We start from the raw sequence: 15,116 nt of genomic DNA on the forward strand, positions 1-15,116 counted from the left end.
TTGGTTTATCAAAGCTTTACTGCTTAAGCGCCGCTGATGATTTGTACCTGGAAGATATCTGTGTCGCCCTTGATAACCTTTAAAATGCCATCCTGAGTCAAGGTGCGCATGCCGTCTAACATGGCTTGGGCTTTCATTTGGCTGATTGGCGCTTCTTTATATATCATAGAGCGCAAAGTAGGTGTCATATTAAGTAATTCATGTACACCGGTTCTTCCTTTATAACCGGTGTTACCACAGGTTTCACAGCCTTTGGGGCGATGTAAAATCACCGGGGTGGGCAGGTTCAGCTCCCCCAGGTAATCGGCACCATATTGGCGACTAATAAAGGCCATATCTACGTCACTAGCGGGGTAGGGTTCTTTACAGTTGCCGCACAGGGTGCGCACCAAGCGTTGGGCCAAAATACCCACACAGGCATCAGAGAAGTTAACCGGATCGATACCTAAATCAAGCAGACGGGTAATGGTTTCTGGAGCCGAGTTGGTATGTAAAGTGGAAAACACCAGATGCCCGGTCAGTGAGGCTTCAACTCCGGCGTGGGCAGTTTCTTTGTCGCGCATTTCACCGATGAGGATAATATCAGGATCGGCACGTAAAAATGCCCGTAAGGCATGGGCAAAGGTAAAGCCAATTTTTGGACTAACTTGCACCTGCTGTAAACCGGGTTGGGTGATTTCTACAGGATCTTCCGCCGTCCAAATTTTCTTTTCTGGGGTATTGATATGGCCCAAAATGGCATGCAAGGTAGTGGTTTTACCTGAGCCGGTCGGCCCTACAACCAGTAATATGCCATGGGGTTTTTGGATCATCTGCACAATCATCTTATCGTTGCGGGGAGACAAGTTAAGCTTGTTCATAGGTAACGCCCCGCCCGAGGCCAAAATTCGCATGACGACCCCTTCGCCCGCTACCGTGGGTATAGTGGCTACCCGTACTTCTATGATTTGTCCAGAGAGCTTAAAGGCCAGTTTGCCATCCTGAGGTAAACGCTTCTCCGCAATGTTTAAATTTGACATGATTTTAATACGCGCTATGACTGCATTGTGGTGTGACGCCGGCACCTGGGTGATATCCCGGCAGACACCATCTATACGCATACGTACCCGTGTGGGCGCATTTTTTTCTGCGTCTACATGAATATCTGAGGCATCCAGGCGTTTGGCATCATGCAAGATGCGACTCACCAGTCGCACTACCGCAGGGGCATCGTCAGACATGTCTTCCGCTTGATCGTCCAGCTCGTCAACACTGGTACCTATTTCATCCAGTATCTCGTCCATGGCTCCCGGTCCCGCCCCCCCGCCAGCGGCTTCCCCCAGATACTGCAAAACAGTATTGGGCAGGGCAACGGAGATGTCATAGCTGTCGATACCCAGCGCACTCTCAATCTCCATTAACAAAGAAGCGTTACTGGGATCGGCCATAAGTACTATGGGATTTTCTGCCGCATCGGCAATCACGGCGACAAAATTTCGTTTTAAGTAAGACAAATTTAATCTGCTTTCGCTTTGAAATAAATGGAAGCGGTCAGGTAGGTACGTTAAAAAAGGTACCTGATAATGCACGGACAATGCGATACCCAGTTCGTCTTCAGGAATACGCAACTCCGAGGTGAAGCGCTGGATCAATTGTGCCAATCCTTGGCTGCTTTCGGTAAGTTTGCTCAGGTTAGCTTGGCTGATAACGTTGCGATGGACCAGATAATCAAAAGGTTGGCTGGTGCCACCGAGTTCGTAACGAAATTTATTACCTAAAATTTCGGCGACTTTATTGGCCAGCTTCAGATCCCCGGATTGGAATGCCCCTTGTTGTTTATTGATGATCTGCATTACCCCCATCAATACCCCGGCATTTAATATAGGTATGCAAAGTATATTGCTGGTTTTAAAGGTAGAGGTTTTATCGAACTTGTCGGCAAACTTTAAGCGTGGGTGTATGGCACATAGCTCTTCCTTATTATAAGGATCGTTAATAATAAGGGGAGTTTGACTGAGCGCAACATAACCCGCTATAGACTGTGGGCTGATGGGTACCTTAATTTCCCGGGTTTCGTTGCCGGTTTTAAACCTCGCCACGAGATCCTGATGCTGCATGCGCCGGGCAAAAATGCTCATGCGTTGGGCGTTAAACAATGACAGCAACAGTGGCTCAAGTTTATGGTAGGCATCTAGCAATGACGGATGGGCGGCAAGTACCTGATTAAGTTGTTTGATAGTGTCATTAGTGATACTTGATTCAGTCATTGTTATTTACATATATTAGTTTTGTTAGACCCACACTATAGCCGAGGCGAATTAGGGATAAAACTGCTTTCATTAACCGGGCAGCACAACTGACGTGTCTTTACCCCATCAATCCAACCTTATTTATAATAAGCTGTTGCAAAAATAGTCTACGCAGGTATAATTCGCGCCCACTTGCCCAGAAGGGCAATGGTTTTGACTAAGGTTTAGGCCAAATAGTCACTATACAGGACCCTAATTTTGGGTTAGCAGTTTTCATTCATCCCCCTACTTTACTTAATGAGGTAGTCGAGGATGGTTTTTTTTGTTCTTTCGATTGGAGCTTAATCGATGCCAAATCAAAGAATTCGTATTCGCTTGAAAGCGTTTGATCACAAGTTGATCGATCAGTCTACGGCTGAAATCGTTGAGACAGCGAAGCGTACCGGTGCTCAGGTTAGTGGACCTATTCCTCTACCTACCCGTAAAGAGCGTTATACAATACTTACTTCACCTCACGTAAATAAAGATGCGCGTGATCAGTATGAAATTCGTACACATAAGCGTTTGGTGGATATCATCGAGCCTACTGATAAAACAGTAGACGCCTTGATGAGATTGGACTTGGCTGCCGGTGTTGATGTTCAAATCAGCCTAGGCTAACAAGAGAGGGTTTTAACAATGGCTATTGGTCTTATCGGTCGTAAAGTTGGCATGACACGTATCTTCACTGAAGATGGCGTTTCAATACCAGTGACTGTTATAGAAGCCACCCCTAATCGTGTTACTCAGTTACGTACTGATGAAACCGACGGGTATACAGCGCTTCAAGTTACCGCTGGCGATAAAAAAGCAAGTCGCGTCAATAAAGCTGCAGCAGGTCATTTTGCTAAAGCTGGCGTGGAAGCAGGCCGCGGTTTATGGGAATTCCGTTTAGACGGCAACGAAGGCGAAGGCATTGAAGTTGGCAGTGAAATCACTGTTGAGATTTTTGCTGACACCAAAATGGTTGACGTTGCAGGAACTTCTAAAGGTAAAGGTTTTCAGGGCGTAATTAAACGCTGGAACTTTAGCCATCAACGTAATTCACATGGTAACTCATTGTCTCACCGTGCTCCTGGTTCAATTGGCCAAAACCAATCACCAGGTAAAGTCTTCAAAGGCAAAAAAATGGCCGGTCAGATGGGTAATAAACGTGTGACGGTTCAGTCTTTGGATGTAGTGCGTGTTGACGCCGAGAACAACCTTCTTCTAGTAAGAGGCAATGTTCCTGGAGCGCCAGGTGGCGATGTCATCATCAAAGCTGCAATTAAAGCGTAACGTCTGGGGAGTTAAGTGATGGAATTAGTATTGAAAGATGCGCAAAGCGCTCTTGAAGTATCCGAAGCAACCTTTGGACGTGAGTTTAACGAAGCACTAGTACATCAAGTAGTAGTTGCCTTCGGTGCAGGTGCCCGTCAGGGTTCTAAAGCACAAAAAACACGCTCTGAAGTACGCGGTGGTGGAGCCAAACCTTGGCGTCAAAAAGGAACTGGTCGTGCCCGTGCTGGTACTATCCGTAGTCCTATCTGGCGTTCTGGTGGTGTAACATTTGCTGCTAAGCCACAGGATCACAGCCAAAAAGTTAACAAGAAGATGTACCGTGGTGCGATTCAAAGCATCTTGTCAGAATTGGTACGTCAAGAACGGTTAATCGTGGTTGAGAAATTTTCAGTTGAAGGTCCGAAAACGAAAGAATTAATTTCTAAGTTAAACGAACTTGAACTTAGTGATGTGCTGATTGTAACGTCTGAAGTTGATGAGAACCTGTTCTTGTCTGCGCGTAACTTATATAAAGTTGACGTTCGTGACGTACAAGGCATCGACCCGGTCAGCCTAATCGCTTTCGAAAAAGTGTTGATCACTGTTGATGCAATCAAAGCATTAGAGGAGGCGTTAGCATGATTAACGAAGAACGTCTTTTAAAAGTGGTGTTAGCACCACACGTTTCTGAAAAAGCAACGCTGGCCGCTGAAAGCAACAACACTGTTGTATTCAAGGTTTTGAAAGATGCGAACAAAGAAGAAATCAAAGCAGCAGTTGAAAAACTGTTTGAAGTTGAAGTCAACTCTGTTCGTACTGTGAATGTCAAGGGTAAAACCAAGCGTCACGGTGCATCTTTTGGTAAGCGTAAAGACTGGAAAAAGGCTTACGTCGTACTCAAAGAAGGTCAAGACATCGACTTCGTTGGCGGCGCAGAGTAAGAAGGGGATTAGACATGCCATTATTGAAAGCTAAGCCGACTTCTGCTGGTCGTCGTCACGTAGTTCAGGTAGTTAACCCGGACTTACACAAGGGCGCTCCTTATGCTCCTTTGCTTGAAAAGAACAGCAAATCTGGTGGTCGTAATAACAATGGGCGCATTACCGTGCGTCATATTGGTGGCGGTCACAAGCAACATTACCGGATAATAGATTTTAAACGTAACAAGGATGGCATTCCAGCCAAGCTTGAACGTTTAGAATATGATCCTAACCGTTCTGCCAATATCGCCCTTGTGCTTTATGCAGATGGTGAGCGTCGTTATATTTTAGCCCCTAAAGGTGCTAAAGCCGGTGATCAGATTCAGTCTGGTTCGGACGCACCAATCAAAGCTGGTAATACTTTACCTATGCGTAACATCCCAGTGGGTACTACGGTACATGCCATTGAGATGAAACCTGGTAAAGGTGCACAAATTGCTCGTTCTGCCGGTACCTATGCACAGATCCTGGCCCGTGCCGAAGGTTATGTAACCCTTCGTCTACGTTCTGGAGAAGTGCGCAGAGTATTAGCAGACTGCCGCGCCACGATTGGCGAAATCGGCAATGCAGAACACATGCTACGTTCACTTGGTAAAGCCGGTGCAAACCGTTGGCGCGGGATCCGCCCAACAGTTCGTGGTGTTGCCATGAACCCGGTAGATCACCCACATGGTGGTGGTGAAGGACGCACATCAGGCGGCCGTCATCCAGTATCACCTTGGGGCGTACCTACTAAGGGTAAGAAAACACGTAGTAACAAGCGTACCGATAAACTTATCGTACGTCGTCGTAATAAGTAACAGCGAGGATTCACCATGCCACGTTCTCTCAAGAAAGGTCCTTTTATTGACCTCCACTTGCTGAAGAAGGTTGAGGCTGCAGTGGAAAAGAGCGACAAAAAACCAATTAAGACTTGGTCTCGTCGCTCTATGATCATCCCAGATATGATTGGGTTGACCATTGCAGTCCATAACGGTCGCCAGCACGTTCCAGTATTCGTCAGTGACGAAATGGTCGGCCATAAGTTGGGCGAATTTGCGCCAACGCGTACTTACCGCGGCCACGTCGCGGATAAGAAAGCTAAGAGATAGGGGATAAAATATGGAAGCATTAGCTACACATCGCCATGCCCGTACCTCTGCTCAAAAGGCACGCTTGGTAGCAGATCAAATTCGCGGTTTACATGTTGAAAAGGCACTTGAACTTTTGGCTTATAGCCCTAAGAAAAGCGCCGGTCTAATCAAAAAAGTATTAGAATCAGCAATTGCAAACGCCGAACATAACGAAGGCGCAGACATCGATGAGTTGACTGTCGCTAAAATCTTCGTTGATGAAGGTCCAACTATGAAGCGTATCAAGCCAAGAGCCAAAGGCCGTGCTGATCGTATATTTAAGCGTAGCAGTCACATCACTGTTGTTGTGGCTGATAACTAGGAGAAGATAATGGGACAGAAGGTACACCCTACAGGCATACGCCTGGGTATCAGCAAACCATGGACATCTACCTGGTACGCTAATACTGCAGATTATGCAGATAACTTGTTCAACGACCATCAGGTACGTCAGTATCTGACCAAGGCGCTCAAGACTGCTTCTCTTTCAAAAATCGTTATTGAACGTCCAGCGAAGAGCATACGTGTGACTATTCATACTGCTCGTCCTGGCGTGGTTATCGGTAAGAAAGGCGAAGACGTCGAGAAACTACGTAAGCATGTATCTAAGTTGGCCGGCGTGCCTGCTCAGATCAACATCGCTGAAGTACGTAAGCCTGAACTCGATGGTCAACTGGTTGCTGACAGCATTGCTAGTCAGTTAGAGCGTCGCGTTATGTTCCGTCGTGCTATGAAGCGCGCGGTACAAAATGCTATGCGAATCGGTGCTAAAGGTATCAAAGTTCAAGTAAGTGGCCGTTTAGGCGGTGCTGAGATTGCGCGTGCCGAGTGGTATCGTGAAGGTCGTGTACCACTACACACTTTCCGTGCCGATATCGACTACGCAACGTCTGAAGCTATGACTACCTACGGTATCATTGGTGTTAAGGTTTGGATCTTTAAAGGTGAAGTATTAGGCGGTTTGCCGCTGACACAAGAGCAACCAGCTCCACCTAAGAAGAAAGGCCGTTCAGCTAAGCGTGAGGGCTAATTATGTTACAACCTAAACGTATGAAGTTCCGCAAAATGCACAAAGGACGTAACCGTGGCTATGCTACCGGTGACAGTGTAAGTTTTGGAACTTTCGGACTTAAATCTGTTGGCCGTGGTCGTATGACTGCTCGCCAAATCGAAGCTGCCCGTCGTGCGATGACACGTGCCGTTAAGCGTCAAGGTAAAATTTGGATACGAGTTTTCCCTGACAAACCAATTACTGAGAAGCCTCTAGAAGTGCGTCAAGGTAAAGGTAAAGGTAATGTTGAGTACTGGGTTTGCCAAATTCAACCAGGTCGCGTGTTATATGAGATGGACGGTGTTCCAGAATCAGTAGCTCGTGAAGCGTTTGAATTGGCAGCGTCAAAACTGCCGTTTAAAACCACCTTTGTAACTCGGACGGTGATGTAATGAAAGCCACAGAACTGAAAGAAAAAAGCGTAGAAGAACTGAACACGGAGCTACTTAATCTGCTTCGCGAACAGTTCAACTTGCGGATGCAGGCGAGTACAGGTCAGCTTGAAAAAACTGATCAAATTCGCAAAGTGCGTCGCGACATTGCGCGTGTTAAAACCATTCTGACTCAGAAGGCTGCTGCATAATGACTGAACAATCTAGTCGTACAGTACAAGGTCGTGTGGTCAGCAATAAAATGGATAAAACCATTACTATTGCGGTAGAACGTAAAGTGAAACACCCTATATACGGTAAGTTCATTAAGCGCACTACTAAGCTACACGCTCATGACGAGACTAACCAATGTAACGAAGGTGACGTAGTAACAATACGTGAATGTCGTCCTTTGTCTAAATCCAAAAATTGGATGTTGGTAGAAATCGTTACTAAAGCTCAATAAGTTTTAGTGCAAAATTGAAAAGGCGCTGTTCGCAAGAACAGCGCCTTTTTTGTTTGTGTTGCCCTAATACGCTACATACCTTTTTATCGAATAAGTTTGGCTTGGCAACACGCTACTTCACTTGTGACGCTTGCGGTACAAAGCTGTATCAGTTAAATAGAGTACGAAACTCCGGTTTAGCCTAAATTATTGATCTTGTTGAAAATTACAGATTTTAGATTCTTTAAAAGTATGACACTCGGATTACTCATAAAAAGTATGAAACTCCCAAAGTTAGAAACTCATGTTTCATTTACTATTGAGTTGCCCATTAAGCCTGTTAATAGCCAGAAATCGACTTATAAAGTTTATTTCAGCGAATTAGCTCTCACTCAAGCAGACCGGCCGTTATGAGCTAAACCGCCACACGATTAATCAAACACGACTGACGGCAGATTGAACAATATAGTCTTTCAGTCCTGAATATCTATACTTAGATGGTTCAGGTCATGTGTCTTCAACTCCCACTCTCTTAGGTCTCAGGCGTTCGAAAAAAGTGGTGGGCCTCCTCTATCTGTATTTGAATCATTTAGGATTTTTTGCATACTGAAGTTTTCCTGACTAATACTGTATATTATTACAGTATTTTGGGGCAGGTTATGCAAGCGGCAAGGAATGCCGGACAGGGTATTACGCAGGGATATCTCCGTCATCGACCCGAGAACACACGACTTTACCAAATTGTTGATAAGTATTATCCCGACTTTCAACTCACTATGGCAGAACAAGACAAGCGACTACCGCTATCATGCGCTGACGAAGGGGACTGACGGTTTGAATAGGCTGAGTCATAATAATACCCCTAGTAAGTTCAGGGCGAAATGCCCTCTACTCACCTTAGAAGGGGATCAGTCAAAGTGGGGTGTTTTGCGAGGTCAAAGGCGGCAACCCTACCGCGAGAGCGGTATAGTCCACAAATCCAAACCCCATAGTATGTAAAACAAACCCCGCAGTAAGATATCCGACAAGGGGAGGCATTTTGATTGTTTAACTAAAAATCCGCAAGAAAAAGCTACGAAAACCCAGATCCAGAGGTAGTCCATAATTTCTCATGTATTCCCTAAGATAAATAATTTAAGAAAGAGAAGTCATAGCATTAAATGCTTTGCTAAATTTTTCACTCCCATAACTTTTTATATACTTAGTTCATATAAAAAGTAAACCAAACATTATTTAACAAAGCTAAGGAATAAATAGATAGCGAGAACCACTGCGACCCACATTGCCATGCTGCCTGAGGGGTGGTTTCGTGAAAGTAATCCACTGAGTCGATTATTTTTTCCAGCGAGATAAGTTGAAGAAAGGTTTAGTTTTGCCTTTAACTCATCTCGTACTATCCGGTCTATTTTCCAGATAACATTGAACATGTTTTGAAATACTGCTGGCAAAGCTCGGCGATATATCCAGTCAAAATCTAAATTTGTTGAGCGAAGCTCGGGTGGATACATTCCCTTTAGATTCAGCCAGACAAAGGCCAATGCCGAGAAGAATAACAACTGAGTCTGTGCTAAAACGTGGGTAGCATCATACGGATTGTAGCCAGTGTCATAAGGCAATAAAGCATACAGTGCTGCTGGATATATACCAATTGCTATACATAGGCCAGCTGCGATGGACATGGCTAACAACATGTTTTTTGGTGGATCGCTTGTGCGAATACCTGAATCATGGGCGAAGAAAGCAAAATAAGGGATTTTTATACCAGCATGATGAAATACACCTGCAGAGGCGAACAATAACATCAGCCAAATCCAGTCATAACCTTCTTCAAGCGCAGCAGACATCACCATTGACTTACTAACAAAACCGCTAAAAAGAGGGAACGCAGAAATAGAGGCCGCTCCAACAATGCATAATATTGTCGTCTTGGGCATCGTTTTGTAAAGCCCGCCCAGATCAGAGCCATTGATTTTGCCCGTCATGTGCAATACCGCACCCATCGACATAAACAATAAACCCTTAAAAATCACGTCATTAAAGGCGTGGGATACCGCTCCATTGATAGCCAGTGCCGTGCCTATACCTATGCCGGCCACCATGAACCCTACTTGGTTGATCAGGCTGTAGGCTAATACTCGCCGTAAATCATTTTCGATGACAGCAAAAAATATAGGGAAGCAAGTCATTGCAGCGCCAATATAAACTAGCAGTTCAGTACCTGGGTATGCTCTAGCTAACGCATATACGGCAACTTTAGTGGTAAAAGCGCTAAGAAAAACCGTGCCAGTAACCGTCGCTTCAGGGTATGCATCGGTGAGCCAATTATGTGCGATAGGAAATGCACACTTAATGCCAAAAGCAATAAAAACGAGCCAACCGGCAATGCCATCGAGACCAATATAGCCAAATTCTAATGTGTCCTTATCGGCCGCGTAAAAAAGTGCTCCTGCTAAAAGAATGACCCCGGAAAGAACTTGGATGATGAGATAACGCATTCCGGCTAAATATGAGCGTTGGGTTCGACGTGCCCAAATGAGAAATACTGAGGTAAAGGCTAACAGTTCCCAGAAAACAAATAAGGTCAGTAAATCACCTGCAAATACAGCACCCAAGCCGCTACCTGCATACAGCATTGCCGACACTTGTTGTATAGTGTCTTTAACATGTAACGAGTAAATAATGGCAATCAATGCCGCAATGTGAAAGACATAACCAAACATCAGGCTTAACTTATCGACACGATAAGGGGTAAGTTGATAATCAAGAAAAGCAAATTGTAAATGAATACCTTCAGGTACCATCCATAGGTGGATAGCGCTTATTATGGGAACGGCTATCATAAAAGCATTGCGTATAGCCCCACGGGTAAACGCGGCAATTAGGGCTCCGATAAAGAAAGGTATAAAAACAGGAAGCTCAATCATCCACATTATGACCTCCTGTTTCTGAAGTAAGTTTGTGCTCTACTTTGTCTTTTTTATTGTTTGTCTCATCTAGATTATTCACCTCTAGTTTTTGGTAGTAATCTGCGTCACGCATCAGAAAAGTGCGCATCCAGGTGGCAATTAGGACCAAAACTACGCAACCAATAAACCCATAAATGGGATAGAAGGCCCATAGATTTTCCCAACTATGATAAACATGACGAGGGATGACGAAGTCTAAAATAACCAGTAGTGCGCAACATCCATAAAGCACATGTAACAGTCGTTTGACGTTTTTTGGGTCATCGAAAAGATGCTTTTTATCATTTTCCATTCGCAACTCCTCCTGCCGTATCCAGGATGGCCGACGCCAGCTCAAATAAGGGGTGCGGATAAACAAACAGAATTAAGCAACCCAGCGTGGTAATGCCGATAGCAATTAAAGAAGGCCATGGTGCTTCTTTTATCTGTGTTTGTGCTAATCCCCTCTCCACATAGATCGTTTTACTTCGTTCTTTTTTAGGTGAAATGTTGGGGAAAAAAGCATGCAAAGGGATCGGTAATAAATACGCGATATTAAGCAAAGAACTGATCATTAACACCATCATTAATGTCCACTGTCCAGCTTCCATTGTACCCATTAACAAAAACCACTTACTCCAAGTTCCTCCCGTTGGTGGAACACCGATAATGCTAAGGCTAGCAATAAAAAATGCGATCATCGTAAGTGGCATCTGTCGACCAAGCCCACGCATTTCACTAATTTTTGATTTCTGTGCCGCAACTAAAATTGCTCCCGCACAGAAAAAGAGCGTAATTTTACCAAAAGCATGTGTTGCAATATGCATAGAACTACCAATAATCCCTGAGGCATTTGCCAATAGCGCCCCTATAGTGATATAGCCCAATTGGCTGATAGTTGAATAGGCCAATCTTGCTTTTAAATTATCTTGTCGCATGGCAATGATAGAGGCGAGTAATACAGATGCGCCGGCTAAATAGAGCAAGAATTGAGCCGTTGGCAATACAGATAATAGATCTAGGCCAAAAATAAAAACACACACTTTTAAAATGGTGAAAACCCCCGCCTTCACCACGGCAACGGCATGTAACAATGCACTAACAGGTGTAGGTGCGACCATAGCCGAGGGTAGCCAGCGATGAAAAGGCATAATCGCGGCTTTACCAATACCAAAAATAAATAGAACAAGCAGCGCTCCGGCAATGGTTTTATCAATATTAGGATTAAAGATGCCACCATGTTTGAAATCTAAAGTGCCCGCGACAAACCAGGTACTGGCTATTGCGAATAGGAAAAATACGATTGAAGTGCTTAATAAAATACCTAGATACACCCTTCCGCCATGTTTAGCTTTTTCCGTACCTGAATGGGTAACCAGGGGATAGGTAGATAGAGTTAGCACTTCATAAAAAATAAATAATGTGAACAGGTTGTCAGAAAATGCTATCCCCATCACCGCGGCAATAGCTATAGCGAAACAGGTATAGAATCGGGTTTGGTTCTCTTCCTGATGACTGCGCATGTAACCAATAGAGTAAAATGTGGTGATCAGCCATAAGAAACTGGCGATTAAAGCGAACAACATGCCTAGCGGTTCAATGGAAAACCTGATGCTTAAATTGGGGATGATTTCCCACCAAAAGACACTGACCGTTTCTCCAGAGATAAGGCTCTGATATAAATTTATTACGATATACAGCAGTATTATACTTGCTGTAATTGTTACGGTTTCTCGAATGTTTGGATGTTTACCCGCAACAATAATACCTAAGGCCGTCAGTAAAGGTATCATAATGGACAGTTGTAGCATCACTTCCAAAGAAAAATTCATGGTGATACGCCAAAAAGACTCTGAGCCGCAGATTGTGTAACCTGTACGCTAAGACGGGTATCTATGCCAAAATAGATATTGGCTATGATTAGTGTCCATATGGGGATAAGAAATAACAGTGGCGCTTCTTTTACTGTCCCGCTTTCGGCTAATGGTTCTTTAAAATATGCGACTTCTACAATACGCCAAACATAAATTACAGCTAGTACTGACCCCAACAGGATGAGAACCGCGACAGACCACCAACCTTTTTCAATCAAAGCAGTTAATAAATACCATTTACTTACAAAACCAACGGTTAATGGTACGCCAATTAAGCTAAGTCCACCGACTACAATGGCGGCCATAGTCAGTGGCATCTGACGACCTAAACCATGGAAACTACTAAGTTGAATATTACCTAGTTGATACATCACAGCACCTAAGGCTAAAAAAATGGCACTTTTCATTAATGCGTGATTGAACAAGTGCAGCAAGGTTGCCGTTAATCCCGTAATAGTATTGATACTGAGTCCAACAATGATGTAGCCAACTTGGGCTATGCTTGAATAAGCAAATACATGCTTGACATTTTTTTGATAGATAGCTGCGCTCGAAGCAACAAAGATCCCCGTCAAACCAAGCACCAGGAACAAGCCCTGCAATGGTAATGTCGTAAAAGAAAAAGAAAATCCAAATACTGAAAAAGTGAAGCGAATGAGTAAATAAATCGCTACTTTAGTAGCCGTTGCAGCAAAGAACGCGGTCACAATTGATGGCGCATAGGCGTACGCATTAGGTAGCCATAAATGAAGGGGGAATAAAGCTAACTTTAAACAAACACCAACAATGACAAACGCGAAGGCTGTAAATACAGTGCGAGTTTGTGCGACCTGAGGTAAGCGTTGAGAGAGATCCTCCATATTCAGCGTACCGGTCATTTGATACATCAGGCCGATGCCAATCAATATAAAGGTGGCGCCAATAGTGCCCATAATTAAGTATTGATATGAGGCCCAAAGCGCTCGCCTGTCTTTACCCAGGGCAATTAGCGCGTATGCTGAAAGGGACGATATCTCAAGAAAGACAAAAACGTTAAATGCATCTCCGGTAGCTACAATACCAAGCATACCTGTTAGGGATAATAAGTATAATATATAAAAAAGTGTATGTTTTTCTTTGGGAATTTCTTTTTCTATACTGGTCTGGGCTGCAATTAAAACCACAGTACTGATTGCTGAAATAATCAATAACAAAAATGCATTTAGCTTATCAATACGATACTCAATACCCCAAGGTGCTTCCCATCCCCCCAATTCATAACTAATGACGCCTGAGGTCATGACTTGCTGTAACAGTAAGACACTGATAATAAAGGCTAAGCCGCTAGTGAAAAGTGTGAATAACCAGACTAAATGTGAACGTCTTAATAGCAAGCATAAAGGTGCTGCCAATAACGGTACTATTACCTGTAAAATTGGCAAATGTGCTATCACGCTTGCTCACTTTCTGTTATTTCTACATGCGGTTGATTATCCAAATCTTGGACATCTTCTTCCTCTATGCTGCCATAAGCTTCTTTAATGCGAACCACTAGTGCGAGGCCTAAAGCGGTGGTCGCAATACCAACGACAATCGCCGTGAGAATTAAGACATGAGGTAAGGGGTTGGAGAATTGTGTTATTCCATCCGCCAATATTGGCGCTGTACCTCCCTCAACCTTCGCCATACTAATATAGAAAATAAATACCGACGTTTGAAAAATCACAAGTCCAACTATTTTTTTGATTAAATTACCGTGAGCAATTACGATGTATAGCCCGCTCATCATGAGTACAACAACAACCCAGTTATTAAAAAGTCCCATGATCATTGTGATGACTTCTGCTCTTTTTTATTGATGTTTTCATTATGCTGTTGCATCTCTCTACGCTCGGCAAAATTGAAAAAGATAATGAGCACGACTGACGCAACTGTACAACCAACCCCCCATTCGATTATTAAAATTCCCAAATGTTGGCCGGCAATGGGATCATTTAATAAGACGTTGTAATCAAAAAAGTTTCCGCCATTGAGTAAAGAAACCAGACCTACGCTGCCATACAGCAACACACCTATAGCAGCAATTAACTGGATAAAAGATTGATTAATGACGTTTCGTGCGGTGTTTAAACCAAACAGCATGACATATAAAATAATTGCCGCCGCAAAGATCACCCCGGCCTGAAAACCACCCCCTGGACCAAAATCGCCATGAAATTGAACATAAAGTGCAAACAACAAAATAAAAGGGAGCAAAATTTTAGTAACGATGCGGATAACAAGATACTGTTCATGCATCGAGTCATTATAAGAGCTGATTTTGTGTTTATCTTCGGCCCGACGAACAATGGATAACAGCGCTAGAACGCCTATACCAGCAGTAAAAATAACTATGACTTCGCCAAAAGTATCGAACGCTCGATAACTTGCAAGTACAGAAGTGACAATATTCGGAATGCCAATTTCTTGCATTGAATCGTTAATGTAACGGGGGGCAACATGGTTATGAATAGGGGCATCTGCGGAACCAAAATATGGCATGTCTAAGGACCCATAGATTAGCAAACTACCAGTAAAAACAATCACTAGCAGTGCTAGCATTGGTTTATGTCGCGTCGTGTTTTCACGGCGTCCGGTCATAGAAATGACCACTAACAACAGTAAGGTGGATATGCCAGCGCCTACCGCAGCTTCGGTAAACGCCACATCGACTGCATCCATAGCTACAAAAAAACTAGCAGATAGTAGACTGTAAATACCCAATAGCATTACTACCGCAAACAGATCTTTCATCCTAATAATGGCAAAAGCAACCACCGCTAATAACGCTAA

General features: G+C 43.9%; 18 protein-coding genes. 11 read left to right on the plus strand and 7 right to left on the minus strand.

Annotated elements, in window-relative coordinates; genetic code table 11:
• Positions 1-23: 23 nt before the first annotated feature.
• A complete protein-coding gene (locus AC3RV5_RS02430) occupies positions 24-2,246 on the minus strand; it encodes a GspE/PulE family protein (RefSeq protein ID WP_489730412.1) in 2,223 nt (740 codons plus the stop codon).
• A 330-nt stretch (positions 2,247-2,576) separates the two neighbouring features.
• Here AC3RV5_RS02430 and rpsJ point away from each other — a divergent pair, with 330 nt between their 5' ends.
• The 11 genes from rpsJ to rpsQ are packed head-to-tail and all read left to right on the plus strand — an operon-like array spanning position 2,577 to position 7,507.
• Positions 2,577-2,888, plus strand: a complete 312-nt coding sequence (rpsJ, locus tag AC3RV5_RS02435; protein WP_006992667.1) for a 30S ribosomal protein S10 — start codon at positions 2,577-2,579, stop codon at positions 2,886-2,888.
• A gap of 18 nt (positions 2,889-2,906) precedes the next feature.
• Entirely contained in the window at positions 2,907-3,545 is a 639-nt protein-coding gene (gene rplC / locus AC3RV5_RS02440; RefSeq protein WP_489730413.1) for a 50S ribosomal protein L3, read from the plus strand.
• A gap of 18 nt (positions 3,546-3,563) precedes the next feature.
• Positions 3,564-4,169, plus strand: a complete 606-nt coding sequence (rplD, locus tag AC3RV5_RS02445) for a 50S ribosomal protein L4 (RefSeq protein WP_489730414.1) — start codon at positions 3,564-3,566, stop codon at positions 4,167-4,169.
• Positions 4,166-4,468: a 50S ribosomal protein L23 gene (gene rplW, locus AC3RV5_RS02450; protein WP_489730415.1), complete on the plus strand. Its 303-nt coding sequence runs from the start codon at positions 4,166-4,168 to the stop codon at positions 4,466-4,468. Before rplD ends, rplW begins: the two co-directional genes overlap by 4 nt.
• 14 nt (positions 4,469-4,482) lie before the next feature.
• Positions 4,483-5,307 carry a 50S ribosomal protein L2 gene (gene rplB, locus AC3RV5_RS02455; protein ID WP_489730416.1) on the plus strand — a complete coding sequence of 275 codons (825 nt, stop codon included), beginning with the start codon at positions 4,483-4,485 and terminating at the stop codon, positions 5,305-5,307.
• A 15-nt stretch (positions 5,308-5,322) separates the two neighbouring features.
• On the plus strand, positions 5,323-5,598 hold the full coding sequence (gene rpsS / locus AC3RV5_RS02460; protein WP_010179506.1) for a 30S ribosomal protein S19: 276 nt from the start codon (positions 5,323-5,325) through the stop codon (positions 5,596-5,598).
• A 10-nt stretch (positions 5,599-5,608) separates the two neighbouring features.
• Positions 5,609-5,941, plus strand: coding sequence for a 50S ribosomal protein L22 (gene rplV / locus AC3RV5_RS02465; RefSeq protein ID WP_489730417.1), 333 nt, complete (start codon positions 5,609-5,611; stop codon positions 5,939-5,941).
• Between the two features lie 9 nt (positions 5,942-5,950).
• On the plus strand, positions 5,951-6,649 hold the full coding sequence (gene rpsC / locus AC3RV5_RS02470; RefSeq protein WP_489730418.1) for a 30S ribosomal protein S3: 699 nt from the start codon (positions 5,951-5,953) through the stop codon (positions 6,647-6,649).
• A 2-nt stretch (positions 6,650-6,651) separates the two neighbouring features.
• The gene (gene rplP, locus AC3RV5_RS02475; RefSeq protein WP_489730419.1) at positions 6,652-7,062 is read left to right on the plus strand and encodes a 50S ribosomal protein L16; all 411 of its coding nucleotides are present in this window, start codon (positions 6,652-6,654) and stop codon (positions 7,060-7,062) included.
• Positions 7,062-7,253: a 50S ribosomal protein L29 gene (gene rpmC, locus AC3RV5_RS02480; RefSeq protein WP_489730420.1), complete on the plus strand. Its 192-nt coding sequence runs from the start codon at positions 7,062-7,064 to the stop codon at positions 7,251-7,253. Before rplP ends, rpmC begins: the two co-directional genes overlap by 1 nt.
• Positions 7,253-7,507: a 30S ribosomal protein S17 gene (gene rpsQ, locus AC3RV5_RS02485; RefSeq protein WP_489730421.1), complete on the plus strand. Its 255-nt coding sequence runs from the start codon at positions 7,253-7,255 to the stop codon at positions 7,505-7,507. Before rpmC ends, rpsQ begins: the two co-directional genes overlap by 1 nt.
• A gap of 1,208 nt (positions 7,508-8,715) precedes the next feature.
• On the opposite strand, the gene AC3RV5_RS02490 is transcribed toward rpsQ, so the two are convergent.
• Genes AC3RV5_RS02490 through AC3RV5_RS02515 form a run of 6 tightly spaced genes read right to left on the minus strand, consistent with a single transcriptional unit; the run spans position 8,716 to position 15,083 of the window.
• Positions 8,716-10,416, minus strand: a complete 1,701-nt coding sequence (locus AC3RV5_RS02490) for a Na(+)/H(+) antiporter subunit D (protein WP_489730422.1) — start codon at positions 10,414-10,416, stop codon at positions 8,716-8,718.
• On the minus strand, positions 10,403-10,744 hold the full coding sequence (locus tag AC3RV5_RS02495; RefSeq protein WP_489730423.1) for a hypothetical protein: 342 nt from the start codon (positions 10,742-10,744) through the stop codon (positions 10,403-10,405). Before AC3RV5_RS02495 ends, AC3RV5_RS02490 begins: the two co-directional genes overlap by 14 nt.
• Entirely contained in the window at positions 10,734-12,263 is a 1,530-nt protein-coding gene (locus AC3RV5_RS02500; RefSeq protein ID WP_489730424.1) for a monovalent cation/H+ antiporter subunit D family protein, read from the minus strand. Before AC3RV5_RS02500 ends, AC3RV5_RS02495 begins: the two co-directional genes overlap by 11 nt.
• A complete protein-coding gene (locus AC3RV5_RS02505; protein ID WP_489730425.1) occupies positions 12,260-13,738 on the minus strand; it encodes a monovalent cation/H+ antiporter subunit D family protein in 1,479 nt (492 codons plus the stop codon). Before AC3RV5_RS02505 ends, AC3RV5_RS02500 begins: the two co-directional genes overlap by 4 nt.
• A complete protein-coding gene (locus AC3RV5_RS02510) occupies positions 13,735-14,115 on the minus strand; it encodes a cation:proton antiporter subunit C (protein ID WP_489730426.1) in 381 nt (126 codons plus the stop codon). The genes AC3RV5_RS02505 and AC3RV5_RS02510 overlap by 4 nt, the downstream gene beginning before the upstream one ends.
• Positions 14,112-15,083, minus strand: a complete 972-nt coding sequence (locus tag AC3RV5_RS02515) for a Na(+)/H(+) antiporter subunit B (protein WP_489732076.1) — start codon at positions 15,081-15,083, stop codon at positions 14,112-14,114. Before AC3RV5_RS02515 ends, AC3RV5_RS02510 begins: the two co-directional genes overlap by 4 nt.
• Positions 15,084-15,116: the final 33 nt, after the last annotated feature.

This window comes from Paraglaciecola sp. IT1134, from assembly GCF_058068185.1.

Excerpts from the sequence above, each read along its gene's own strand:
- AC3RV5_RS02430 (WP_489730412.1), bottom strand. The coding sequence starts at position 2,246 with ATGACTGAATCAAGTATCACTAATGACACTATCAAACAACTTAATCAG.
- rpsJ (WP_006992667.1), top strand. The coding sequence starts at position 2,577 with ATGCCAAATCAAAGAATTCGTATTCGCTTGAAAGCGTTTGATCACAAG.
- rplC (WP_489730413.1), top strand. The coding sequence starts at position 2,907 with ATGGCTATTGGTCTTATCGGTCGTAAAGTTGGCATGACACGTATCTTC.
- rplD (WP_489730414.1), top strand. The coding sequence starts at position 3,564 with ATGGAATTAGTATTGAAAGATGCGCAAAGCGCTCTTGAAGTATCCGAA.
- rplW (WP_489730415.1), top strand. The coding sequence starts at position 4,166 with ATGATTAACGAAGAACGTCTTTTAAAAGTGGTGTTAGCACCACACGTT.
- rplB (WP_489730416.1), top strand. The coding sequence starts at position 4,483 with ATGCCATTATTGAAAGCTAAGCCGACTTCTGCTGGTCGTCGTCACGTA.
- rpsS (WP_010179506.1), top strand. The coding sequence starts at position 5,323 with ATGCCACGTTCTCTCAAGAAAGGTCCTTTTATTGACCTCCACTTGCTG.
- rplV (WP_489730417.1), top strand. The coding sequence starts at position 5,609 with ATGGAAGCATTAGCTACACATCGCCATGCCCGTACCTCTGCTCAAAAG.
- rpsC (WP_489730418.1), top strand. The coding sequence starts at position 5,951 with ATGGGACAGAAGGTACACCCTACAGGCATACGCCTGGGTATCAGCAAA.
- rplP (WP_489730419.1), top strand. The coding sequence starts at position 6,652 with ATGTTACAACCTAAACGTATGAAGTTCCGCAAAATGCACAAAGGACGT.
- rpmC (WP_489730420.1), top strand. The coding sequence starts at position 7,062 with ATGAAAGCCACAGAACTGAAAGAAAAAAGCGTAGAAGAACTGAACACG.
- rpsQ (WP_489730421.1), top strand. The coding sequence starts at position 7,253 with ATGACTGAACAATCTAGTCGTACAGTACAAGGTCGTGTGGTCAGCAAT.
- AC3RV5_RS02490 (WP_489730422.1), bottom strand. The coding sequence starts at position 10,416 with ATGTGGATGATTGAGCTTCCTGTTTTTATACCTTTCTTTATCGGAGCC.
- AC3RV5_RS02495 (WP_489730423.1), bottom strand. The coding sequence starts at position 10,744 with ATGGAAAATGATAAAAAGCATCTTTTCGATGACCCAAAAAACGTCAAA.
- AC3RV5_RS02500 (WP_489730424.1), bottom strand. The coding sequence starts at position 12,263 with ATGAATTTTTCTTTGGAAGTGATGCTACAACTGTCCATTATGATACCT.
- AC3RV5_RS02510 (WP_489730426.1), bottom strand. The coding sequence starts at position 14,115 with ATGATCATGGGACTTTTTAATAACTGGGTTGTTGTTGTACTCATGATG.